24 protein-coding genes are annotated in these 24012 nt (G+C 35.6%); 8 read left to right on the top strand and 16 right to left on the bottom strand.

Going from position 1 to position 24012, the window contains the following annotated elements:
- Positions 1–6 precede the first annotated feature (6 nt).
- From ABC346_RS05610 to ABC346_RS05585, 6 genes are all read right to left on the bottom strand, one after another.
- Positions 7–942: an ABC transporter ATP-binding protein gene (locus ABC346_RS05610; protein WP_413233915.1), complete on the bottom strand. Its 936-nt coding sequence runs from the start codon at positions 940–942 to the stop codon at positions 7–9.
- A gap of 1 nt (position 943) precedes the next feature.
- Complete coding sequence (locus ABC346_RS05605; RefSeq protein WP_413233914.1) at positions 944–1999, bottom strand: ABC transporter ATP-binding protein; 1056 nt, start codon at positions 1997–1999, stop codon at positions 944–946.
- Positions 2000–2017: 18 nt separating this feature from the next.
- Positions 2018–3037 (bottom strand): oligopeptide ABC transporter permease, encoded by a 1020-nt coding sequence (gene opp3C / locus ABC346_RS05600; RefSeq protein WP_413236515.1) that lies wholly within the window; start codon positions 3035–3037, stop codon positions 2018–2020.
- On the bottom strand, positions 3031–3963 hold the full coding sequence (opp3b, locus tag ABC346_RS05595) for an oligopeptide ABC transporter permease (RefSeq protein ID WP_413233913.1): 933 nt from the start codon (positions 3961–3963) through the stop codon (positions 3031–3033). Before opp3b ends, opp3C begins: the two co-directional genes overlap by 7 nt.
- Before the next feature lie 119 nt (positions 3964–4082).
- A complete protein-coding gene (locus ABC346_RS05590) occupies positions 4083–5768 on the bottom strand; it encodes a peptide ABC transporter substrate-binding protein (protein WP_413233912.1) in 1686 nt (561 codons plus the stop codon).
- Between the two features lie 358 nt (positions 5769–6126).
- Positions 6127–7197, bottom strand: a complete 1071-nt coding sequence (locus tag ABC346_RS05585) for a YkvI family membrane protein (RefSeq protein ID WP_413233911.1) — start codon at positions 7195–7197, stop codon at positions 6127–6129.
- Positions 7198–7323: 126 nt separating this feature from the next.
- Here ABC346_RS05585 and ABC346_RS05580 point away from each other — a divergent pair, with 126 nt between their 5' ends.
- The 3 genes from ABC346_RS05580 (at position 7324) to alr (ending at position 11198) form a co-directional block, all read left to right on the top strand.
- Positions 7324–8571, top strand: a complete 1248-nt coding sequence (locus ABC346_RS05580) for a PucR family transcriptional regulator (RefSeq protein WP_413233910.1) — start codon at positions 7324–7326, stop codon at positions 8569–8571.
- 110 nt (positions 8572–8681) lie between these two features.
- On the top strand, positions 8682–9812 hold the full coding sequence (gene ald / locus ABC346_RS05575) for an alanine dehydrogenase (protein ID WP_413233909.1): 1131 nt from the start codon (positions 8682–8684) through the stop codon (positions 9810–9812).
- A 207-nt stretch (positions 9813–10019) separates the two neighbouring features.
- On the top strand, positions 10020–11198 hold the full coding sequence (gene alr, locus ABC346_RS05570; protein WP_413233908.1) for an alanine racemase: 1179 nt from the start codon (positions 10020–10022) through the stop codon (positions 11196–11198).
- A gap of 173 nt (positions 11199–11371) precedes the next feature.
- On the opposite strand, the gene ABC346_RS05565 is transcribed toward alr, so the two are convergent.
- Both ABC346_RS05565 and ABC346_RS05560 read right to left on the bottom strand, forming a co-directional pair.
- Positions 11372–11899 (bottom strand): GNAT family N-acetyltransferase, encoded by a 528-nt coding sequence (locus ABC346_RS05565; RefSeq protein ID WP_413233907.1) that lies wholly within the window; start codon positions 11897–11899, stop codon positions 11372–11374.
- A 181-nt stretch (positions 11900–12080) separates the two neighbouring features.
- Entirely contained in the window at positions 12081–12710 is a 630-nt protein-coding gene (locus ABC346_RS05560; protein WP_413233906.1) for a flavodoxin family protein, read from the bottom strand.
- Between the two features lie 184 nt (positions 12711–12894).
- On the opposite strand from ABC346_RS05560, the gene ABC346_RS05555 reads away from it, so the two are divergent.
- Together ABC346_RS05555 and ABC346_RS05550 are read left to right on the top strand one after the other, a co-directional pair.
- Entirely contained in the window at positions 12895–13458 is a 564-nt protein-coding gene (locus ABC346_RS05555; RefSeq protein WP_413233905.1) for a PadR family transcriptional regulator, read from the top strand.
- Positions 13451–13942, top strand: a complete 492-nt coding sequence (locus tag ABC346_RS05550) for a DUF4188 domain-containing protein (protein ID WP_413233904.1) — start codon at positions 13451–13453, stop codon at positions 13940–13942. Before ABC346_RS05555 ends, ABC346_RS05550 begins: the two co-directional genes overlap by 8 nt.
- Positions 13943–14101: 159 nt before the next feature.
- Here ABC346_RS05550 and ABC346_RS05545 read toward each other — a convergent pair whose 3' ends face one another.
- From ABC346_RS05545 to ABC346_RS05525, 5 genes are read right to left on the bottom strand one after another with little or no spacing between them, the layout of a single operon-like run.
- Complete coding sequence (locus ABC346_RS05545; protein WP_413233903.1) at positions 14102–15016, bottom strand: hydroxymethylglutaryl-CoA lyase; 915 nt, start codon at positions 15014–15016, stop codon at positions 14102–14104.
- Between the two features lie 22 nt (positions 15017–15038).
- Complete coding sequence (locus ABC346_RS05540; protein ID WP_413233902.1) at positions 15039–15629, bottom strand: flavin reductase family protein; 591 nt, start codon at positions 15627–15629, stop codon at positions 15039–15041.
- Between the two features lie 14 nt (positions 15630–15643).
- On the bottom strand, positions 15644–17140 hold the full coding sequence (locus ABC346_RS05535; RefSeq protein WP_413233901.1) for a sodium:solute symporter family protein: 1497 nt from the start codon (positions 17138–17140) through the stop codon (positions 15644–15646).
- A complete protein-coding gene (locus tag ABC346_RS05530) occupies positions 17137–17397 on the bottom strand; it encodes a hypothetical protein (protein WP_413233900.1) in 261 nt (86 codons plus the stop codon). Before ABC346_RS05530 ends, ABC346_RS05535 begins: the two co-directional genes overlap by 4 nt.
- A 34-nt stretch (positions 17398–17431) precedes the next feature.
- Entirely contained in the window at positions 17432–18631 is a 1200-nt protein-coding gene (locus ABC346_RS05525; protein ID WP_413233899.1) for a CaiB/BaiF CoA transferase family protein, read from the bottom strand.
- Between the two features lie 190 nt (positions 18632–18821).
- Between ABC346_RS05525 and ABC346_RS05520 the strand changes: the two genes are divergently transcribed.
- Complete coding sequence (locus ABC346_RS05520) at positions 18822–19463, top strand: GntR family transcriptional regulator (protein WP_413233898.1); 642 nt, start codon at positions 18822–18824, stop codon at positions 19461–19463.
- 103 nt (positions 19464–19566) lie between these two features.
- On the top strand, positions 19567–19950 hold the full coding sequence (locus ABC346_RS05515; RefSeq protein ID WP_413233897.1) for a helix-turn-helix domain-containing protein: 384 nt from the start codon (positions 19567–19569) through the stop codon (positions 19948–19950).
- A 156-nt stretch (positions 19951–20106) separates the two neighbouring features.
- On the opposite strand, the gene ABC346_RS05510 is transcribed toward ABC346_RS05515, so the two are convergent.
- Genes ABC346_RS05510 through ABC346_RS05500 form a run of 3 tightly spaced genes read right to left on the bottom strand, consistent with a single transcriptional unit; the run spans position 20107 to position 23074 of the window.
- The gene (locus tag ABC346_RS05510) at positions 20107–20454 is read right to left on the bottom strand and encodes a YxeA family protein (protein ID WP_413233896.1); all 348 of its coding nucleotides are present in this window, start codon (positions 20452–20454) and stop codon (positions 20107–20109) included.
- Positions 20455–20457: 3 nt separating this feature from the next.
- Positions 20458–22320, bottom strand: coding sequence for an FtsX-like permease family protein (locus ABC346_RS05505; RefSeq protein ID WP_413233895.1), 1863 nt, complete (start codon positions 22318–22320; stop codon positions 20458–20460).
- Positions 22307–23074 carry an ABC transporter ATP-binding protein gene (locus tag ABC346_RS05500; RefSeq protein ID WP_413233894.1) on the bottom strand — a complete coding sequence of 256 codons (768 nt, stop codon included), beginning with the start codon at positions 23072–23074 and terminating at the stop codon, positions 22307–22309. The genes ABC346_RS05505 and ABC346_RS05500 overlap by 14 nt, the downstream gene beginning before the upstream one ends.
- 218 nt (positions 23075–23292) lie before the next feature.
- On the opposite strand from ABC346_RS05500, the gene ABC346_RS05495 reads away from it, so the two are divergent.
- On the top strand, positions 23293–24006 hold the full coding sequence (locus tag ABC346_RS05495; RefSeq protein ID WP_413233893.1) for a response regulator transcription factor: 714 nt from the start codon (positions 23293–23295) through the stop codon (positions 24004–24006).
- The last annotated feature ends 6 nt before the right edge of the window (positions 24007–24012 follow it).

The following is a 24012-nucleotide window of genomic DNA, read 5'->3' as shown; positions in this document are numbered from 1 at the left end:
TTTTATTTATTTATTATATTCAGTTTTGTAGGTTTTAAATTCTTCTTCTGAGCAAAATACGTAGTGCCCAGGTGAAACCTCCCGCATTGATACTTCGTCACTTTCCTTATACTGATGTATACTTGGGTCATACGATTCTCTAGTACGAGAACGCTCATACTCAGGATCCGGAAGCGGAATCGCAGAAAGTAAGGATTTCGTATATGGATGCAATGGATTACGATATAACTCTTCCGCTGGGGCCAACTCTACTAATTTCCCAAAATACATTACACCAATTCGATCACTTATATATTTTACCATCGATAAATCATGTGCAATAAATAAGTAAGTCAATTGTTTTTCTTGTTGTAGTTTTTTGAGTAAGTTAACGACTTGCGCTTGAATAGATACGTCTAATGCAGAAATCGGTTCGTCTGCAATAATAAATTCAGGCTCCACTGCTAATGCTCTAGCTATACCAATTCGCTGTCTTTGTCCGCCGGAGAATTCATGTGGGAATCGAGTAGCATGTTCCCGATTCAAACCTACTGTTTCTAAAAGTTCATACACTTTCTCCATACGTTCTTTGGAAGTTTTGGCAAGCCCATGAATATCAATACCTTCGGCAATAATATCAGATACTTTCATTCTTGGATTAAGTGAAGCATAGGGATCTTGGAAAATCATTTGCATCTTCCTATTAAATTGCTTTAGATCTTCCTTCGATTTTTTACCATGAACATTCGTACCTTTATATAATACTTCTCCATCTGTTGCATTATATAAGCGAATCATCGTTCTACCAGTAGTAGATTTACCACAACCAGATTCTCCTACTAACCCTAGTGTTTCTCCTTTATATATATCAAAAGAAATATCATCTACTGCTCGTACTTCTTTTGCTTTTCCCTTATTAAAATATTGCTTTAAATTTTTTACTTCAATTAACTTTTCCGCCACATTATTTCCCCCCATCTGACGAACTGGATTGGTTATCGTGAAACTTATCCCATCTTTCTTTCACAGCGAGTGGGGGCTCCACTTTTGGAGCGTTAGAATGTAACAACCAGGTTGCAGCAAAATGCGTATCTGATACTTTAAACATTGGTGGTTGTTCTTCTAAATCAATTTTCATAGCATATTTATTCCGAGGAGCAAACGCATCTCCTTTTGGTGGATGAAGTAAATCTGGAGGGGTACCAGGTATAACAAATAGCTCTTCATCTTTCGTATCTAGATTTGGCATAGAACTGATTAATCCCCATGTATATGGATGTTGTGGATTGTAAAAAATCTCATCCACGGTACCGACTTCTACAATTTTCCCTCCATACATGACAGCTACACGATCAGCAACATTTGCTACAACGCCTAAATCATGTGTAATAAAGATAATAGAAGTTTCAATTTGCTTTTGTAAATCTTTCATTAAATCCAGAATTTGTCCTTGGATGGTAACATCTAAAGCTGTAGTCGGTTCATCCGCAATTAGAACCTTCGGTGCACAAGCAAGTGCAATAGCGATAACAACACGTTGTCGCATTCCACCAGAGAACTGATGGGGATATTGTTTAATACGAATATCCGGTTTAGGAATTCCTACTAACTCTAAAAGTTCGATTGCTTTCTCTCTCGCAGCCGATTTACTTAACTTACGATGCTTGATGAGCGGCTCCATAATCTGTTTCCCAATGGTCATCGTTGGATTCAAAGATGTCATTGGATCTTGGAAAATCATCGAAATGTCTTTTCCACGTATTTTCTGCATTTCTTTTTCTGATGCATGAATAAGATTTTGGTTATTAAAGTTAATTTCACCAGACTTGATTTCGGCATTACTGGTAAGTAATTTCATGATTGATTTTGTTGTGACTGATTTACCAGAACCAGATTCACCAACAATTGCGAGTGTTTCTCCTTCATTTAATTCAAAATCAACACCTCTTATTGCTTGTACTTCACCAGCAAATGTATGAAACGAAATGTTCAAATCTTTCACTTCTAATATTTTTTTCAAGTTCCGTCACCTCAGTTATTAATCGCGCATTTTTGGATCAAATGCGTCACGTAGTCCGTCACCTATTAAATTACACGTGATTAAAATAATACAAATTACAATACACGGAATAACCATTAAATGCGGTAAGAATTGGAATGTTTTATATCCATCTTCAATTAATGTACCTAGTGATGCCTGTGGTGCTTGTAGACCAATTCCAATAAAGCTTAAAAACGCTTCAAAGAAAATAGCACTAGGTATAGTAAACATGGTATTGATAATGATTACACCTGATAGATTCGGTAATAGATGTTTAAATAATAACCTTCCGTTCTTTGCTCCTAATGTACGGGAAGCAAGTATAAATTCCTGGTCTTTTAGTTTCAGCACCTGTCCCCTGACAACCCGGGCCATACCAATCCAGCCGGTGATTACCATTGCTAATGTAATCGATAGAATACCAGGTTCTAAAATTAACAGCATTAGTATTACAACGATAAGATTAGGAATCCCTGACATTACTTCCAAAATACGTTGCATATAGTTATCTACTCTACCACCTTTAAATCCTGACACGAGTCCATAAATTACTCCGAACGCCATATCAATAGCAGCTGCTAATAATGCAATATAAAGTGATACTCTCGTTCCTAACCAAGTACGTGTAAATAAGTCTCTACCAAGACTATCCGTACCGAACCAATAATATTCCTCAATATTTAAATCCTGATATTTATTTGTCTCCACTCCTCCAACAACCTGACTTCCATCAAAGATTCCTATATTTTCTAAAACAGGTACTCTTGGAGGTAAATTAGCCTTCGACACATCTTGTGAAGTGCCATCATAAGGGGATAAATATGGACCGATAATCGCCATCAACACGATGAAGCCTAATAGAAAAGCACTGATTACCGCACCTTTATTTTTTCGAACACGAAGCCATGCGTCTTTCATAAAGGAAAGCTGAGGCTTCTCTATTTTTTCATGATTTTCATTGTCTCTTGGAGCGGGCTCAAATTGACTTTTTGGTATGTCTGTCATATTACTCACGATTTATCCCCTCCAGTCAATCGAATTCTCGGATCAATTATTCCATATAATATATCGATAATAAGAATAATTACCGTTAATAAGAAAGCAAAAAATAACGTTGTTCCCATAATAATCGGAAAATCATTTGTTTGAATCGATTTTACAAACTGTTCACCGATTCCAGGGATAGCAAATATTTGCTCTACAACCATAGAACCTGTCATCAAGCTGACAGCCATAGGGCCTAATACAGTTACTAAAGGAATTAATGCGTTTCGAACAGCATGTTTCATGGAAACTTCCATTCTAGAGTTTCCTTTAGCTTTTGCTAAAGTAATATAATCCGAACCAAACACTTCGATTAGTTCTGTCCGCATAAATCTTGCGGCAGTTGCAATTGGGAATATTGCCAAAGCAATCGTAGGCATAATAGATGAGGCAAAACCATTCCATGAAGCTACCGGTAATAACTCTAGTTGTACTCCAATTACATATTGCAATAGTGCTGCTAGTACAAATGAAGGGACGGACTTACCAAGTACAGACAAAAAGGTACTTCCGTAATCTATCCATGTATTTTGGAACATAGCAGCGAGTACTCCAAGAAATATACCGACGACGGTCCCAATCAACATTGCTTGAAAACCTAGTTGTAGCGAAGGACCGATACGATTCGCTAACAAATCTGTTACGGGTTGGTTATCAAACTGAAAAGAAACACCTAAGTCCCCTTTAGCTAAATTGGTCATATAGTTAAAGTATTGCACTGGAATGGGCTCGTCCAATCCATATTTTTCATTTAATATTTCACGCTGTTCGATAGATAATTTCTCTTCATTCTGAAAAGGCGTACCTGGTAAAAACTTCATCATAAAAAATGTCACAGAAGCGATGATAAACAACGTAATAATTAGATAAATAATACGTTTACCGATGTACTTCAACATCTTGTTTCCTCCTAATAACTCATAAATAAAAAAATTCTAATAAATACCCAAAATGGGAAAGAGAGTATTTTTTCAAATACTCTCTTTCTCACTATTTAAGAATTATTTGTTAATTTATATTATTTTTCGATTGTTACATTTTTCAATGTGTAATCTGGTCCAAATAAATGCTCTTCTAATCCTTTAACATAAGGTTTAATTAGAACTACTCTACCACGTTGGTAAACAGGAGCAACTACTGTATCTTCTTGAACTAATAATTTCTCCGCTTCTAACATTGCTTCCCAACGTTTCTCAGGATCGTTCGCATATTTTACTTTCGCATCATCAATTAATTGATCGTACTCTTCACTAGAGTAACCAGTGTTATTGTTTGTACCATCAGTTACATATAAATCAAGGAAAGTCATCGGATCAAGATAATCTGGACCCCAACCATGCATAACGATGTCATAGTCTTGATCAGTAGTAGTCTGTAATCGAACTTTGAAAGGAACGTTTGTTAGTTTAATAGATAAACCTTCTAGGTTACTTTCTAATTGATTTTGGAAATACTCAGATGTTGTTTTTGCATTTTCAGTGTCATCACTTAGGAAATCAAGTTGAAGTTCTTGAACTCCTAGTTCTTCTAATCCTTTTTCCCAATATTCTTTTGCTTGTTCTGGGTCATAGGAAATTAAATCTCCACTTTCTTGTCTAAAATCTTCATCAGTCTCAGGATTCTTAGCTAATCCTTCTGGAACATAACCATCAGATGGTACGGAACCATTTGCCAATACTGTTTCTGTAAATGACTGTTTATCAAATGCCATCGCTAAGGCCTTACGGATATTTTCATTAGCTAATGGAGTTTCTTCTCCACCACGTACTTGGTTAAATTTAAGATACCAAGAACTACCCTCTTTGAAAGTAGATGCATTTTCATCATTTGTATATTGTCTAGCATACTCGGAACTTAAAGCAGCTGTACGGTCAGCTTCATCTGTATTAAATAAGTTTACAGCTGTGCTTGGTTCTTTTGAAACTTGTACATTCACTTCATCTAAACTTACATTTTCATTATCCCAATATTGCTCATTCTTTACATACTTCCATGTTAAGCCTGAACCATTCCATTCTGTTAACTCAAATGGACCATTTGCTAGCATATTCTCACTATTTGTACCGAAGTCACTACCTTTTTCTTCCACAAACTCTTGATTTAAAGGTAGATACGTACCAAATGCTAGAAGTGAATTTAAGTACTCAACAGGCTGTTCTAATGTTACTTCTAATGTATAATCTTCTAGAGCTTCAACACTTAACTCTTCTGGATCCATTTCACCATTCATAATTTCTGTTGCATTTTCAACAATTCCAGAAAACATGTATGCATATTCAGATCCTGTATCTGGATCAATTGCTCTTTTCCATGCATATACGAAATCATGTGCAGTTACTGGGTCACCATTTGACCATTTTGCATCCTCGCGTAATTTGAATGTATATATTTTTCCATCTTCACTTATTTCTGGTTCACCATCTGCAATTGCAGGAATTGGTGTATCGTTTTCATCCAAAACATATAAACCTTCCATCGTTTGTCCAAAAACAATAAAACTAGCAGCATCAGTTGCTAACGCTGGATCACCTGTTGGAATCTCAGCAGTTTCTATCATATTAAAAACTTGTTTATCTGAAGAATCGGTACTGCCACTGTCACCACTACCACTTGAACCTTCTGAATCACTACCACCGCAGGCAGCTAGTACAAGTGCTGTTACTAGTAAAATGACAGCAATGTAAAAATGTTGTGACTTTTTCATGTTGACCCCCACCTTTTGTTTTAGTACTTTTCCAATTATACAACTATTGTTTTAATTGTAAATGCGAACCAATGTTCTACAATTTTGTAATTGTCCCACAATTCCATACCTAAATTTTACAAATATTTACTTTTAAAGTCTTAAATTTAAACTTGTAATCCGCTCTACATCTGATTTGAGAATTTTTCTGAAAATTAATACCATTTAACTCCCATTTGTTAATATTTGGGATATTTTCCTATAAAAATAAATGAAAGTTTAAATTTTCAGTTAAAATTAACTATTACCATTTACGCTCTTGTATTTATTAAAAAAGCTTGTAGAGAACAAACCTCTACAAGCTTTTCGATATTCTATATTAAGATGAATGTTGTTGTAACTCTTTCATTTTCTTCACTCTAAATGGTGCATAAATGAGAACTCCAATTAAAACAAGTCCTAAATAACCTATTAATGGATAGAAGAAAGCTACAAGTTCTGTAAACCCTACAAAACTACATGCGAATCCCGTTAGTATAACAATGATATAAAAATTCTTAAATTTCTTAGTACCGACATCAGCAAATCGAGCTCCAAATGAATAGAACATACTTAATGCTGTATTGAATATCATCGCAAATATTACAATTGCCATTATTACTCCTAATACAGGTGAGATATCATTAACGATACCAAGCATAGGCATGTCCATGCTTCCTACCTCTTCAATTTTAGCGAAGATAGCTAAGTGGCTAAGTACGATTAGAATACCTAATCCAAGTCCACCTACTAAACCGCCAAGTGCTGCAGTTCTTGAGTCTTTTTCAGCACCACCCATTACTAGCGCCATTGAAGCTCCAACTGCAGTATTAAAGGATGCATAGTTAATACCAGCAATAAACCAATTTGGTAACGATGATGTGTGTTGTTGTGCAACGTTATCTAATGCAGATATAGACCCATCGAATGTAAAGAAACTATAAATAGAGATCAGTATTACAAATAAGATTAAAAATGGTGTAATGCCACCTATAATAGATACGACTCTATCAACATTTACCATACCACATATAATAACTAAAACTGTCATTAAAATAGTTCCTACAATCGCAGGTACTCCAAACTGTTGATTTAAGTTTGACCCTGCACCTGCAAGCATAACGACACCAACACCAAAGAGTGTAAAAATGAGAATGTAGTCGATAATAAGACCAATCCATTTTCCACTAATTCGATATATCACATCTTTATGTGAATTTGTTTTCATCACACTTCCTAACCACACAAGCGCAAATCCGATATACGCAAATAAAGCGGTTGCAATTACGGCCCCAATAGTTCCCATGAGACCAAAACTAGTAAAGTACTGTAACACTTCTTGGCCTGAAGCAAATCCTGCACCTACGATTACGCCGATAAAAGCGCTTCCAATCAGTAGAATTTTTTTCATGATGTATATCCTCCCAACTTGTGTCATTATATACTATATCACCTTAAATATGAAATATATTTGTGTATATACTAAAATAGACAGATACATAGTTGTTTATTTGTTTAAAAATGACGGAGGAAAATAATGAATTTAAATATAGATATACTTCACAAACGCTTAAATGACATCGTTACTTCACCAAATCAGTTAGCCGATAATATTGCTGACTTATTCGAGTGTCCGATTACAATAGAAGATTCTAATCACCATGTTATTTCATATAGTCAGCATAAAGATGACATCGACCAAGTACGTATTTCTACAATTATAAATAGGAAAGTACCAGATAAGGTCATTAATGCTTTTTGGAAAAAAGGATACATGCCTAAATTAATTGATAGTGATAACCCTGTTATTATTCCAGAGATACAAGAAGTAGGACTTGGAAATAGAATTGCTATTTCTGTTAGAAAACAAAATGAAATACTAGGATTTATCTGGGCGCATACCTCCGATAAAACTTTTACAGAAGAAGAGATATCGCTCTTTAAAGAAGCAGCTACTTATGTTAAAAAATACTTTCTTAAAAATCGTCAACACAATCGAAAATCCGAAGTTGGTTATCGTGACTTCTTCTGGCAACTTCTGCGCGGGGATCTACACAACACGGATGAAATCTATCGGCAGGCAAAGCAATATAATATCCAACTTACCGGGGATAAAACGATTGTTGTTATTCGTTTCTCGGATGAAGTTAATGAACAAATGGAGAAACATGCATATTATTTATCCGAATCCCAAGTAAAAGTAAATGTTATTACGCGCCTATTTGATGATAATGATTTCATTATGTTAGTAGGATTACCGAAAGATTCTGATTCAAAACAATCATTATATGAATTTATCCACCAATTCATCAACCGTATTGGCGAGCAATTACATCTTCACACTGTACTAGGAGCCTGCGGATTACGCTATGAACAGCCTCAATTAATAGAACAATCTTATCAGCAAGCAAAAGAAGTATTAAAGCTGCAAGACCAGATTCCAGAGAAGTTAAACGATATCTTATTATATGAAGATTTAGGTGTTTTTCAATTTATTGATGTGCTTTCTGAAGCGCGCAAAGACGCTCACTATTATAATCCATTTATGGAAAAGCTTCGTTCCTATGATAAAAACCATCAAACTTCTTTATTAGAAACCCTAGATATTTATTTGCAATGCGATAGCAATGTATATCGAGCTGCAAAGAAATTATTTGTCCACCCAAATACCATGAATTATCGACTGAAACGGATTAAAGAAGTCAGTGGAATTGACTTAAAAAACGCGAACCAAAAAACAAATATATATATCGACCTACTCATCGACAGCATTCAGAAAACATGATTTGTGTATTTGCACAAACCATGTTTTTTTCTTTTATATTTTTAAATGATGAAACCGCTTCACGAAAGCTGTACGATAAGGATAGAAATTGATAAAGGAGTTGTTTATAAGTGATTATTGGTGTTCCTAAGGAAATTAAAAACAACGAGAATCGTGTTGCAATGACACCTGCTGGGGTCGTTCATTTAATAAATGCTGGTCATACTGTACAGATCGAGAAAGGTGCAGGACTAGGGAGTAACTTTACAGATGCAGAATACAAAGAAGCTGGTGCTGAACTTATCGATAGCGCAGCTAGTGTTTGGGAAAATGCAGATATGATTATGAAGGTAAAAGAGCCTCTTTCTTCTGAATACAAGTACTTCCGTAAAGGTCTTATTTTATTCACTTATCTTCACCTTGCTGCTGCTCCAGAATTAACAAAAGCATTAGTTGACAGTGAAGTAACTGCAATTGCTTATGAAACAATTACAGTAAACGGCACATTGCCACTATTAACTCCAATGAGTGAAGTAGCAGGACGTATGGCTACACAAATCGGTGCACAGTATCTAGAAAAATCAGAAGGCGGAAAAGGTATCCTTCTTGGAGGAATTCCAGGAGTTAGCCGCGGTAAAGTAACGGTAATCGGTGGTGGAGTTGTTGGTACACACGCTGCTAAAATTGCTCTAGGTCTTGGAGCAGAAGTAACGATCATTGATTTAAACCCTGTACGTCTTCGTCAATTAGACGATATCTTTGGTTCAAGCATTCAGACATTAATGTCTAACCCATATAACATTGCTGAAGCTGTAAAAGATTCTGATCTAGTTATTGGTTCTGTATTAATACCAGGACGTAAAGCTCCTAAATTAGTTACAGACGAAATGATTCAATCGATGCAACCAGGATCTGTTCTTGTAGACGTTGCAATCGATCAAGGTGGTAATTTCGAAACAGTAGATCACCCAACTACACATGATGAACCAATCTATGTAAAACATGATGTACTTCATTATGCAGTTGCAAACATTCCTGGTGCGGTACCACGTACAGCTACTGTTGGATTAACAAACGTAACGGTACCATATGCGGTACAAATCGCTACAAAAGGTGCTGTAAAAGCAATTCAAGATAGCCCAGCAATCCTTTCCGGTGTAAACGTAATGAATGGAAAAGTAACCTACGAAGCAGTTGCTGCTGATCTTGGATACGACTTCGTTTCACCTGAAGATGCAATCAAAGACACTGAATTAGTTTAATTTAAACTGTTAAAAAGAGGGATGAAAATGAAAAAGTAAGTCAACTAGCCTATTCAACATTTCATCTTTACCTGACTTTTAACCAACCTCTTTTCAAGTACCCTTCTAAGCGCACAGCAGGAAGGGTACTTTTATTCTAAATGAAGAAATTATGGTGTAACTACCTTCAACCAACTATATTACTCAGTCACCTAGGGAGGAATCACAATGATCCAAGGAAGTTATCGTGATACATGGACGGAAGTATCTTTAGATGCCATCCATCACAATGTAACGGCATTTAAAAATCATATCGATCATCATACGAAGTTAATGGCTGTAGTTAAAGCGGATGGATACGGACACGGTGCTGTAGAAGTGGCAAGAGAAGCTTTAAAATCTGGTGCTGATTATCTAGCTGTTGCCATCTTAGACGAAGCTATTCAACTACGAGATGCCGGAATGGATACGCCACTACTTGTACTAGGCTACACACATCCTAATGGATTAAGAACAGCCATCCGGCAACAGATTTCACTCACTGTTTTCACTAAAGAAGATGCAGAACAAGTGAAAATAGCTGCTGAGTCACTACAGATAACAGCTCGCGTGCATCTGAAAATAGAATCTGGCATGAATCGAATTGGCATCGCTACGAAAGAAGAAACAGTTGATGTAGCCAAAGCACTTAATTCTGATTTTGTTTTGTTAGAAGGTGCGTTTACACACTTTGCAGACGCGGATAATACAGATCCGACGTATACGGAAATGCAATTTCACCGTTTTAATCAGATTATTTCTCATTTAAGAACGTATCGCCATATCCCTATCGTTCATTGCTGTAATACAGCTGCGACCATTGCTTATCCAGATATGCATTTAGATATGGTTCGTGTTGGTATCGGTCTCTATGGATTATATCCAGAAACACACTTGAAAGATTTAATTGATTTAAAACAAGCAATGAGTTTAAAAACAAAACCCGTTTATGTTAAAACGGTAGATAAAGATACTGCGATTAGTTATGGTCTTACATTTACGACAGAGCGAAAAAGCATCATTGCAACGATGCCAATTGGATACGCAGATGGTTTCTCCCGCCTGTTATCCAATCAGGGAGAAGTAGTTGTACACGGACAGCGAGCACCAATCGTGGGTAGAATTTGTATGGATCAATCCATGGTTGATGTTACTGACATGGAGAATGTTGGGCTAGATGATGTGATTACGATTTTCGGGGAATCATCAGAAGGCTATGTTCCGATGGAAGAAGTCGCCAAACTAATGGGAACCATTCATTATGAAACGGCTTGTCTCATTGGAAAGCGTGTTCCACGTGTATATATAAGAAACAATGATGTGGTCAATTATAGAGGACTAGTAGAGAATGAAGCTGTTACGTCCTAGGTTAACAAGATGGGAAAAACATTGATTCATGACAGGCGGACACTTCCTCAAGAATCAGCATTTAGCTCGTGCTATTCGCACAGGAGTCTCCGCTTTTTATTACAATTTAAGATCTGCTAGTTAGTTTTCAACCACAGCATAATAAAGAAGCATTCATATTAATTAACCGTGATTCACAATACCGTAACAGTATAGTCATGGAAAGCCTCATCTTTATAAATATGGTCTTTTTGTGTTCCTTCGTAAGTCATTCCACACTTCTCCATCACCCTACCTGATGCCGGGTTGATTTTGAGATGATATGCAAATACACGATGGAAGTTCATTTCCTCGAAAGCAAATTGAATCATTGCTTTACTTGCCTCTGTAACAAAGCCCCTGCCCCAAAATTCTTCTCCTAACCAATAGGCAATTTCTCCATTTTGATGGCTCTTACGATTCGAAAGAGATATGGAACCGTACAGTTCTCCACTATCTTTATCTGTGATCGCAAATTGATAAAGCGTATCTTCTCTTCTATTTTGTTCATGGCTAGAGATCCATCCTTTTGCACTTTCTAATGTGTATGGATGAGGAATATTTAAGGTTGTTTTGTATAAGTTGTAGTTATCGCAGAGTTTCGCGACATCTTCTGCATCCTCTAATGTAAATGGTCGCAATGTTAATCGTTCTGTCTCTATAATTTTTGAAGCTATTGTCATACACATACTCTCCCCTCTTTAGTTTTCAGTATAATGAAAAAATATTGGATGTGCTAGTGTTAATGAAAATAATACGTTTGTTTTATCAAATTATTAAAATCGCAGGTAAGAATACAGTATTCCTCCATACGTTTCATCTGTATTTTACCTGCAATTATAGATACTATATATTATTTTCCATCTATTCCATTACATTCCCTTCAGCAGGGATTGGGGTTTCTTTTAGCATTTTTGCAATATGCATCGTATTATAGGCAAGCATCTTCACATGATTTTGTGTAAACTCATTTTCTTTACCATTTGCCTCCATGAATGATGGACCTGGACCTGCTTCTCCTACCCAATACGCATCCACATTTGGCGGAATGAGAAAGCCAATATGGGACAAGCCAAATAAAAGCGAAGTTGCTGCATTTTTTGCACCGTCTTCATTCCCAGTAACGACTACTCCACCGACTTTATTATAATAAATCGATTGTCCTTTTTCATTAGTAAGTCCACTTCCACCATACAGACGCTCCATGGTAACTGTGGCAAGACTGCTTTTCTCTCCAAGCCAGATCGGTGTACCGATAATAACAATATCAGCTTCTTTTACTTTTTCTAAGATTATTGGCCATTCATCGCCGTCACCTAGGTCATCACTAATCCCAACCGGAATATTGTAATCGGCTATTCGTACTGTTTCGCTTACTATCCCTTCACGTTCATAAATGCGTTCTACTTCGTTATACAAAGCATCTGTATTGGAAGGTTCGTCATTTGTTTTCTTCAATGATGTATTTAAGAATAACGCTTTTAAGTTTGCCATATTTATCTCTCCTTTATTGAACTGTACCCGTAAATTTAGAAAATCAATCAAGTATTGCTTCATCTTTATTAAGGCAATAAAAGTTTTTCGCAAATTTTCTAAATTATTGTTGACTAAAGAGAAAAATATGGTAAAGTTAATATATCAAAAAGATATATCTAATTGATATAAAAAGGAGATACTTATGAAATCATATAACGATACTACCTATGCAATACTAGGCATCTTAACAACAGATTGTACATCGGGATATGACATTAAAAAGCTAATTGATCAAAGTTTGAACCATTTTTGGAAGATTAGCTATGGACAGATTTATCCAACGTTAAAGTTACTAGTGAAGGAAGAACTAGCTGAAGTTGCTCCGTCTTCAGAAGGCGGAAGAAAAGACAGAAACGAGTATTCACTAACTGAAAAAGGAGTAAACACGCTAAAAACATGGTTAGAAGAGCCTGTTCAACAGTTACCAGCGGAGAAGAACGAAATTTTACTTAAATTATTCTTTGGTAACCATCAATCGAATCAAGCGACCATTCGTCTCATAGAAGATTACAGGACAAAGTTAGAAACACGTTATCAAACCTACGTAGCGATTGAAACATCCATTAAAGAACATGACTCAGCTTCCAAAGACGCAAAGTATTGGTTGTACACATTGGATTATGGAAAAAAAACAACAAAAGCTGCCATAGATTGGTGTGCAGCAACCATTGAAAGTATATTAGAAGGAGTAGAATCGAATGAGTAAAACTATTTATACAGGAGGACACACAACCGATAATTCGGAAAATATCGTTGTTTTTATTATCGGCATGCGTATAAATAAACGCCTTGCCATCCACAAATGGCTACCCGTTTTTCTAGCGATGCCTAGAATGATAAAAGAATTATACACACAAAAGGATTCTTTGGGATTCATTTCAATGGAAAGCTACTTTGGCATGCGGACGACAGCAATGATCCAATATTGGAATTCAACAGAAGAGTTACATGCTTATGCTAGAAAAGACAAACACTTTACTGCTTGGAGAAATTTTAATAAAAAAGTAGCCAATAATGATGCTGTTGGTGTTTATCATGAAACATATCAATTAAAGAAAGGCGAGTACGAAGCAATCTACAGAAATATGCCGCAATATGGGCTTGGAAAAGCGTTAGAACACATGCCAATCACACCTAAGACCAATTCTTCTCGTAAAAGATTATCAAGTCACTCCTTCACTACAGAATGACGCTTAAATTACATTATGAAAGTTTAGCCTACCACATTTATTCGCCTTTAATATTAGAAGTCTTCAATTTTTATTCAAACAAAAAAGACGCATCATCTTTAATACGCCTCTTTTCGCAAATGCTCAAACAACAGCTGCAAAACAGGGAGAATAAATATATCAATTTTTAATTACTTCTCCTGCGCTACCGGCCTTCATTACTTGACCTGGTAGTTTATAACCTAAAATTTTCTCCATATCGTTCGAAGTATTGATTAATTTCAAGAGATTTATGGGGTGCTCTAGTGGTACCCCCATTTCCATAAACATATGAACAATATCCTCCAGACATACATTACCTGTAGCTCCTGGTGCAAATGGACATCCACCAATTCCTCCAAGAGAAGCATCAAAATGTCTTACGCCTGCATTATATCCCGCCAATAGGTTGACTAACCCCATCCCTCTTGTATTATGAAGATGTAAACTAAACTGCGCACGGGGATACTTTTGCCTTAGCGTCTTCATATAATAACTAACCTTATTTGGATTTGCCATTCCAGTCGTATCTGCTAGGGTTATTTTATCAATACCATTCTCCAACAATTGTTCTATTACTGATGAAACCTTGCTTACATTATATTTACCTTCAAATGGACAACCGAATGTAGTTCCTAAACTGATATTCAATGTCGTTTTAGTAGAATTTATTAATTTTCGAATGGAATATACCTGCTCTAAAGACTCACTGACTGTATGATTTACATTCTTTTTATTATGGGTTTCACTAATAGATAGCACAACATTTATCTCATCAACACCTGATTCCAAAGCATACTCAGCACCCTTCATGTTCGGTACTAAAGCTACTAATGTAAGTTCTTCATTCTTCAAATCTTTTATAATATCTTTAGCATCTTTTAATTGAGGTATTGCTTTTGGTGATACAAATGAAGTCGCTTCTATACGTTTTATTCCAGCATCAATTATACCTTTCAATATTAATAGTTTATCATCTGTTTCTATCCAACTCTTCTCCATTTGAAACCCGTCTCGTCCGGTAACATCTGTAAGATATACTTCTGAATTCACCATATATACTCCTTTCTAAAATTAACTAGAAAGTGAAAAATTTATCAATTCTAGTATATATTCCAGCAAGTCTTCCTAGAGCATCTAACTTCTTTTGATCCACCTTATAGTTACCTAGATATAATCTATCATCTATAAAATAATTAACGATTTTACCAATAATTAACGAATCTGTTCCAAGCTCAATAATTCTATCTAACCTCAACTCAAATGAAATAGGTGATTCTTTTACCCTCGGTACGTTAATTTTTTTACTTGGTATAGGAGTTAAATCTGCAAGTACAAATTCATCTACATTAGAAAGGACATTTTCTGATGTTCTTTGCATGGAACTACCTAATGAATAGGGAACAATATTGATTACAAATTCCTTGGTGTCGTTAATATTAAATAATGTATCCTTCACTGTACCTTCACGATTACCTACGCCTGGTCCAATTGAGAGTAGTAACATTGGTGGATTTCTAGAAGCAACGGTAAAAAAACTAAATGGAGCTAAATTATGATCTCCTTCAGCGTTTACTGTTGAAACCCAAGCAATAGGACGCGGAATAACAGAACCTGTCATAAGCTTATATGCTTCATTACTAGTAATCTGTTGTAAATCTATTTCCATATATCTTTTCCTCCCTATGCTAAGTTTATTTCTTCTAGTTCTTCCTGATTTTCATTTGATTTTGAAATCAATAGTGACCCAATAACAGCTATTAGGAAGTTAACTGCTAATCCAATAACGCCACCATGTACTCCAAATACCGTACTGTTACCAGTTAGTGTAAGGGTACCTGCAATGACAGCTCCGAACAACATTCCCCAAAACACAGGTGTTGATGCCATTCTTTTCCAATAAAGACCTAAGACAAAGGCAGGGAATACTTGAACTAATAATTCAAATTTCAAGACAAATATTTGATAGAGCGTTCCCGGTGGATTCCAGGCAATCATTAATAAAAGGAATACTACGATTATCCCGACGACTTTACCAACAAGAACTTTCCTTTTTTCAGGAGCATCTGGACGTATAAATCTACCATATACATCATTTGATATAACGGATGAAAAACTTAGTAATACAGAGTCAGCTGTAGAAATAATCGCCGCAACGATTGCTCCAAAAAAGATAATCATTACCCAGTAAAACAGACTATTAATGGAGGCAATTTGGTTTGCTAGCATTCCTACAAGTTGTTCGGATTGACCATCAGATAAATCAGGAATTAAAGTAATACCCACAATCCCAATAATAAAGACCAGCCCTGTTGTAATTGGAGGCATCCACGCCATTCTTGCAAAAGACCGTTTTAATGTCCTTTCACTTTCAGCGGAGTATATCCGTTGAACTGCATGGGGATATATTGCTGCACCAAAACCTACTAATAAAAGCATACTCAACCAATTGATTGAGGTCATAAGTTCGGGCACTCCAACCTTAACCGGATCTACCTCAGCAATACGTTGAGTGATACTCGCCATATCTCCTCCCGCTAAGTAAAGTGCCCCTCCAACAAATACAAAAATTCCAATCATTAATACAATCCCTTGCATAACATCCGTAAAAGCTACTGCTTTCATACCGCCTAACCATTCGTAAATGAGCATTACAATTACAAATGCCACCACAGCAATCTGATAAGGAATCGTACCGCCAGTAATACCAGAAACTGCTTGACCAATAGCTACTAATTGTTCAAGTAGATAATTCCCTAATCCCCATAGCATCAAAAATATCGCAAGTAAGGTTACTTTATTTGATTTAAAACGATACCTAATCCAATCCGTCGGGGTTACAAAATTTCTTTTTTTGGAAATTACATATAATCGTGGCGCAAACAATAAATATACTCCGATAATAATCGTCATGAAAGAAATGGATTGTAGCCAAACAAATCCTGATCTATATGCAGATGGAGCATAACCTACAATTGTATTCCCGCTATACTGTGTTGCGTAAAGAGTAAAGAAAAGAGCTATAAAACCTAGGTTCTTGCCGGCTAAATAATAATTACTTAAACTATCATGAAGATTTTTGTCCCCTTTTCCGGAATAATAACCAATAAGCAACATTACTAAAGCATACAAAGCTAATATAATTACTCCGTCTATCCCAGCAAAAACTAAATCATTCATTCTTCTCCCCCTTTGTCACTCTCCTCTTCATCTTCAACGATGTTCCATTGATGGATACATAACCAACTTAAGTAAGCGCTTAATATTAGAGAAAAAATGATAATGATGAATCCCCAATATGGTATTCCTAAAATCAAAGGCTTATATGAACCAACAGAAAAATACCATGGAACATTCCCTAATAGAATTATTATCATTACAATCCAGATCCATTTTTTTCTTATCGGTTCTTTTACATTCTTATTACTCAACTTCACCACCCCTTTTTGTAAGCGATTACAAATCAATTAATTAAATTACTTTTTTACTTTTAAAAAGACTCATTTGGTAATCATCATACTTTAACAACCCTCGATATACGTATTCGTTATCCTTACCTATTATCTCTGAACCTACCTCTCTAACTTCTCCCGGTGTTCTACTTAATTTCGGAACTACTCCTGGCATAGGAAACTTACCCAATTTTGGATGACTTTTCTCAATGATCATCTCCCTTTCTTTATAATGAGGATCCTTTACAATATCTTCTATAGAATAAATTAATCCAGATGGTACTCCGTTCTCATGTAATAATTCCAAAATAACCTTTGCTTCGTTCTCTTTTGTCCACTTTTCAATGATGTCGTCTAATTCATGCTGATTTTCACCTCTAGCTATATGTGAACTAAACTTTGGATGATCACATAAAGATGAATTACCCATCGCATTACAAAGACGCTTAAATACTGAATCCGAATTTGCACCAATCACAATATAGGTTTTATCTTTTGTATAATATATATTAGAGGGTGCTACATTTGGTAATATATTGCCCATACGCTCCCTTACATAGTTTGCCAAAAGATAATCCGGTACTAAGCTTTCCATTACCGCAAAAACAGATTCGTAAATTGCAGTGTCTACAATCTGTCCTCTACCGGAAACATGCCTTTCATTTAATGCAGTAAGTATTCCAATGGTTGCAAATAGTGCTGCCAAAGTATCACCAATGGATATACCTATTCTGGATGGGGGCCTATCTGGAAATCCTGTTACATAACGGATTCCTCCCATAGCTTCTCCAACACTACCAAAACCAGCTCTATCTTTATATGGCCCAGATTGACCGTACCCAGAAGTTCTTGCCATTATTATTCTAGGATTAATTTGGGAAAGTTCTTCATATGATAAATTCCATTTCTCCATCGTTCCTGGCCTGAAATTTTCAATAATTATATCTGACTCTCTGACAAGTTCTTTAAAGATTTCTTGCCCTTCTTTTAGTCGTAGATTTAAAGTTATAGACTTCTTATTTCTAGATTGGATTGGCCACCAAAGTCCTACATCGTCTTTTTTTCCTCCCCATTCTCTCAATGGGTCTACTTTATCTGGAGCTTCAATCTTGATTACTTCAGCTCCAAAATCACCTAATAATCTCCCGGAAAAAGGTCCTGCTAAAAGCGTACCTAATTCTAAAACACGTATACCCTTTAGTGGTAGATGGTCAGCCATTACCAACATTCCTCCAATCGTTATAATATTTTAATAATTTTGATTTAAAATAAAACTACATCAATGTATACAATTAGTCAACGGTACTTTAGTTCTATTTTTAAAAACGCTTACAAAACAACAGATAATTACGTTCGCAATTGTGATAAAATAAATTAATGTATACAATATATTCGAAAAGGGGATCATTATGAATGTTTATGACGCGATTAAAAATGCCATTTTTAGCGGAGAGTTGAAGCAAGGTCAAAGGTTGACGGAGACTTATTTAGCAGAGTACCTTAATGTTAGTCGTACACCAATTAGAGAAGCTTTAAAACAATTAGTCTCTGAAGGATTAGTACATCCTTATAAAAAAAGAGGTATAATCGTAAGAAGTTTTTCTGCCGAAGATATCAAACAAATTTATAATATAAGGGCGTTATTAGAGGGATATGGTACGGGAGAAGCTGCATTGAATAGAACTGAAGAACAAATCGCTAGAATAGAAGAAAAAAATGTAGCTTATAAAGAGGCAATTTACAATTACAATGCTTCAGATTTAGATGTCACTAAAAAAATCCAAGAGGCTAATCAAGGGTTTCATCATGAGATTTTTGTTGCTTCACACAATAACCAAATCTTAGAACTTATTGATAAGGTTGTAGTTGTCCCATTAATCTATAGATCTTTCTATTGGTATAAAGAAGAACACCTTTACCAATCATTCGAAGTACATAATACTATCTTAAACTCTATTAAAGAAAAAGATATCAATCGTGCAAAGTCTGCAATGCAGGAACATATTTATATAGGTAGAGATCATGTTTTAAAGAATGTGATTAACAATTGATTATTCTAACTGCTACAAATCACTTATACCCTTTTCTTGACACTTTTTTCGCTTGTTTGTAATAATAAATTATAACTTTAAAAATACGGTGGGGGATAATCAAATGGAAATAAATCTACAACAAGCGAGAACAACAGAAACGATTATGAAAGTATTAGAGAAATATCCTCATAAAATAGAAATCAAACTTGATGGCATTCTAGTAGATCGAAATATGACACAGGGACAATTACATAAATTAACTGGAATTCGCATGGCTACAATAAGCGAATTTGTTAATGGTAAAAAAGGTTCTGTTAACTTTATACACCTAGTATCGATTATGGCCGCTCTACGAATCACTGATATTTCCGAGATTATTAGTGTGAAATTCGATAAAGAAGTTGAGGAAGCCTGGAAAGAAGAAATGGTAACTTATCAAGGAAGAGGATTAACGTCTCAACAGCAAGAATTATTAAAAGAAAATGTGCAAGCTATGTATACGTGATAATAAAGTACTGGGACAAGACGGCAAAATTTGATTGAAAATCCGAACAATAGTATGGCAGTTTGAAAGGACTTGATTCCCGTTGGAACTGCCTCAACTACGTGTTTCGGATTTTCTTATTATAAACAATCATTTGCCCCAGCCGCTTTACATCCTTTACAATTCTTCCCTTGCCTTACTTGGAATTTCACTAGCTTGAACCTCGTCATAAGATGTAACTTCATTTCCTTGTTTTATATACAATTTCAAGTATGCTCCTTGACGTAATTCTTTTTGTGCGGAAAATTCTACTTTCATCACTCTACCACTCTCTTTATAGGCGGGCAGTTCATACCAGTATGTTGTCATAATTTCACCTGAATCAAGCTTTTGCTCATCCGTATAAGAAGGATTTCCAACTTGCACATACACATTATCTTTTCCAAAGCGGTTAAAGTCCACCGTTGCTAATACTACAACAGACGCTACCAGCAGTATCGACATGATGCCTATGATTTTTTTCATTTTCTAACCTCCTAGATTTGTATCAAGTACAGTTTTATGAAATCCTCTGACCGTGATGAAATAATAAACAATATAAATGAACACATACACCATCATCCAAATTGCAATTGGTTCCCATAAATTCATTTGTAATAAATTGGAGAATGCAATCAAAGCAACTGTACCATGCAACAAGCCAAGTAATAGTGGCGCTATAAATATCAACCCTACTTGAGAACGAATAGTCCGTTTCATTTCTTTTTTCGAAACACCAATTTTATATAAAATCGCATACTTATCCTTGTCATCTTCTGCTTCAGTCATCATCTTGAAGAAAATAATACTTCCCGTAGCAACTAGGAAAACTAGCCCTAAGAAACTACCTACAAATAACATTACTCCTGATCCTTCTAACGTATCCTGATAATTTTGTACTGCACTAGAAAAATCTACTGTCGATGATTTAGACTCTAGCTTCTTGGATAGCTCTAAATGATTTTTATAATTTTCCACTTGTACTGCTTGATACGTCGTTTCTTCTACATTTAATTCATTAAATTTCTCATCGTTAACTACAAGCACCGTACCTGGCAATGTATATATATTAAAAATAGATTTACCATAGAATGCTGTAACTTGGTGTTCTACATTGTTAAATGCTACTTCTTCCACTTCCTCTGACCATCGTTCATCGTAGAAAGGTTTAATCATAAAAACCTCGCCATCTCCCAAACCCAATGATTCGATATCCCAATTTAACGCTTCTGCTAGTTTTTCAAATGCAGTCTGATCAATAACGATGTATTCTTTGTCCATTTGGTCAGTATTTACTCGAATGTTTTTCGTATCTATGTTTAACGATTCTTGTACTATAGCGTCATCGATATCTTCTTCTTGCCCTTGCCACATAAAGGTAAACGGAGTGGATTCTTCTATTTGTTGATCGGTATTGTAATACATTCCAAATACCGCACCACCCGCTGTAATTGTCGTCGCACTTAGCGCGGCAATCATCGTTAATGTTTTTGCATTCCCTCGAATTCGATATAAAAGTTGTGAAGCAGTCATCAAATGCAGACCTTTCCACGCCCAATGCTTCCTTTTCTTCAAAACGTTTAGCATGTATACAAGCACACTATTAAACAATAGATAAGATCCTAATATTGTTAAACCGATAATCACAATCGGCGTTGAAATTCCTAACATACGCCATGCATCTGAGGTTATTATATCTTCTAAAGCTAACCAATAAGCCAGTCCTAAAGTTATCAATCCGAGAATTGCTGAAACTAACCTTGCTTTTGGTAATGCCTCTCCTTTTTTAGAAGCATGAAATAGATCAATCAGTTTAAATTGGTAGATTACTCTATAGCCCTGTAGAGAAGTAAATAAAAATATAATTAAAAATACGATTAACGTTTCAACAACTGCACTTTTAGAGAATGCAAGGCCGATGGAAATATTCAAACCCATTAGCTTTAATAGCAGCGATAAAAGAACTTGAGATAAAAAGAAACCTAATACTACACCAACAATTAAAGAAATTATCCCAATTACCATATTTTCAAAGAACAAGAGAAAACCAATTGTTCTTTTTCGCAAACCCATTAAAGAATATAATGCTACTTCCTTCTTCCGTTTTCGCATAAAAAACGAATTGGAATATAGTATAAAAATAGCAACAAAAATCATTAGTACAAATGCCGAAGCACTCATTATGCTGCTAATTTGCTTTGATGTTTCTGCCAATCCACTAATGTCATTACTATGCTTCAACGTTGCAAACGTAAAAAAGATAATGATAGAAAAAATGGTTGTTCCAATATAAAGACCATAGCTCTTGATGTTTCTACGTATATTCTTCAGTGCCAAATCAAACAACGTCATGCTCGTCACCGCCTAATTGTGCGAGTTCATCTAAAATCATTTGGAAAAATTCTTTCCTCGTATGTGTACCTCGAATTAATTCTTTAGACAAACATCCATCATTGATAAATAAAATTCTTCTACAGAAACTTGCTGCATATGCATCATGCGTCACCATCATTATCGTAGCTTCCTGGGACTCATTTAATAGACTTAAGCTTTCTAATAAATCCGTTGCAGACTTCGAATCGAGAGCTCCTGTTGGTTCGTCTGCAAAAATCAACTTCGGATTCCCAACTAATGCTCGGCATGATGCCGTACGCTGTTTTTGACCACCTGAAATCTGATATGGATATTTATCCAAAATAGCTTCAATCCCAAATGCTTTTGCCACCTTAACTACTTTGTTTTCAATCTTTTTTGCAGAAACCTTCGCTATCGCAAGTGGTAACAAGATATTTTCACGGACGGTTAAAGAGTCTAGTAAGTTGTAATCTTGAAAAATAAAACCGAGATGATCCCTTCGAAAGTCAGCTAGTTGATCCTCTTTCATTTTTGCAATATTGTCATTCTCTAGTAAGATATCACCGCGAGTCGGAGAATCTATTGTCGCTAATACATTCAATAATGTTGATTTTCCAGCACCAGATGGTCCCATCACTCCAACAAATTCTCCATGATCTATCGTAAAGGAGATATTTTCAAGTGCTTTAAATGTATTTGCACCTTTTCCATATACTTTTTCTACATTGTTTACTTGTAATAATGATTCCATTATCGATCCACCTCTTTCGTATGTCTTTACTATATCTCTGCACTCTTAAACCATCTTCACGTGTACCTTACAAAATCCTTAAAAACGTTCCCTCCAATAAATTTCCTGTTAAGATAGACTAAAGTGAGACATTCATTCGTTACTAATTACTGATGAAGTCAGGTGAATACACTTCCTGATAATCAGCGGATAATAAAAGCATGAAAAGGGTGATAGATATGGAAAAACCTCGCATTCTTATCGTTGATGATGAGCAAGATCTTTGCCAATTGATGAAAACCACCTTAACCAAAGAAGGATTTTCTGAAATTGTAACCGCAGGAACATTAGAAGAAGGCTGGATTAAATTTCAGGATTTTGAGCCAAACATTGCCATATTAGATGTCATGCTACCTGATGGCGAAGGGTATGATTTGTGCAGACAAATAAGAGAAGTGTCACGCATACCGATTCTCTTCCTATCTGCTAAATCTGATGAAGTCGATAAAATTTTAGGTCTAGCGATTGGTGGAGACGATTATATTACAAAGCCGTTTAGCCCAAAGGAAATGGCATACCGTGTCAAAGCACAACTTAGACGTGCCGGAGTTTATACGATCGAGTCGAATCCAGAGAAAACATCTCCAAAAATACGCTCCGTTGGCCCGTTTGAAATTAATGTAAATGAAACCGAAGTAAAAAAAGACGGACGCGAACTAGAGTTAACTGCAAAAGAAGTTGGCTTAATGGCATCTTTTATGCGAAATCCTAATCAGATTTTAAGTAAGGAAACGTTATTTCGGAATGTGTGGGGCGAGGATTTCTTTGGTGCAGATAATACATTGATGGTGCATATTCGCAGACTTCGTGAAAAAATTGAAGATACTCCATCCAATCCTACTTATATTCAAACTGTAAAAGGATTGGGTTATCGATTTGTTGAAGTAAAATGAATGAGA

It is taken from the genome of Oceanobacillus phoenicis, assembly GCF_047238145.1.
In the GTDB taxonomy this organism is placed as follows: domain Bacteria; phylum Bacillota; class Bacilli; order Bacillales; family Amphibacillaceae; genus Oceanobacillus.
This window is presented reverse-complemented; position numbering and strand designations above follow the sequence as displayed.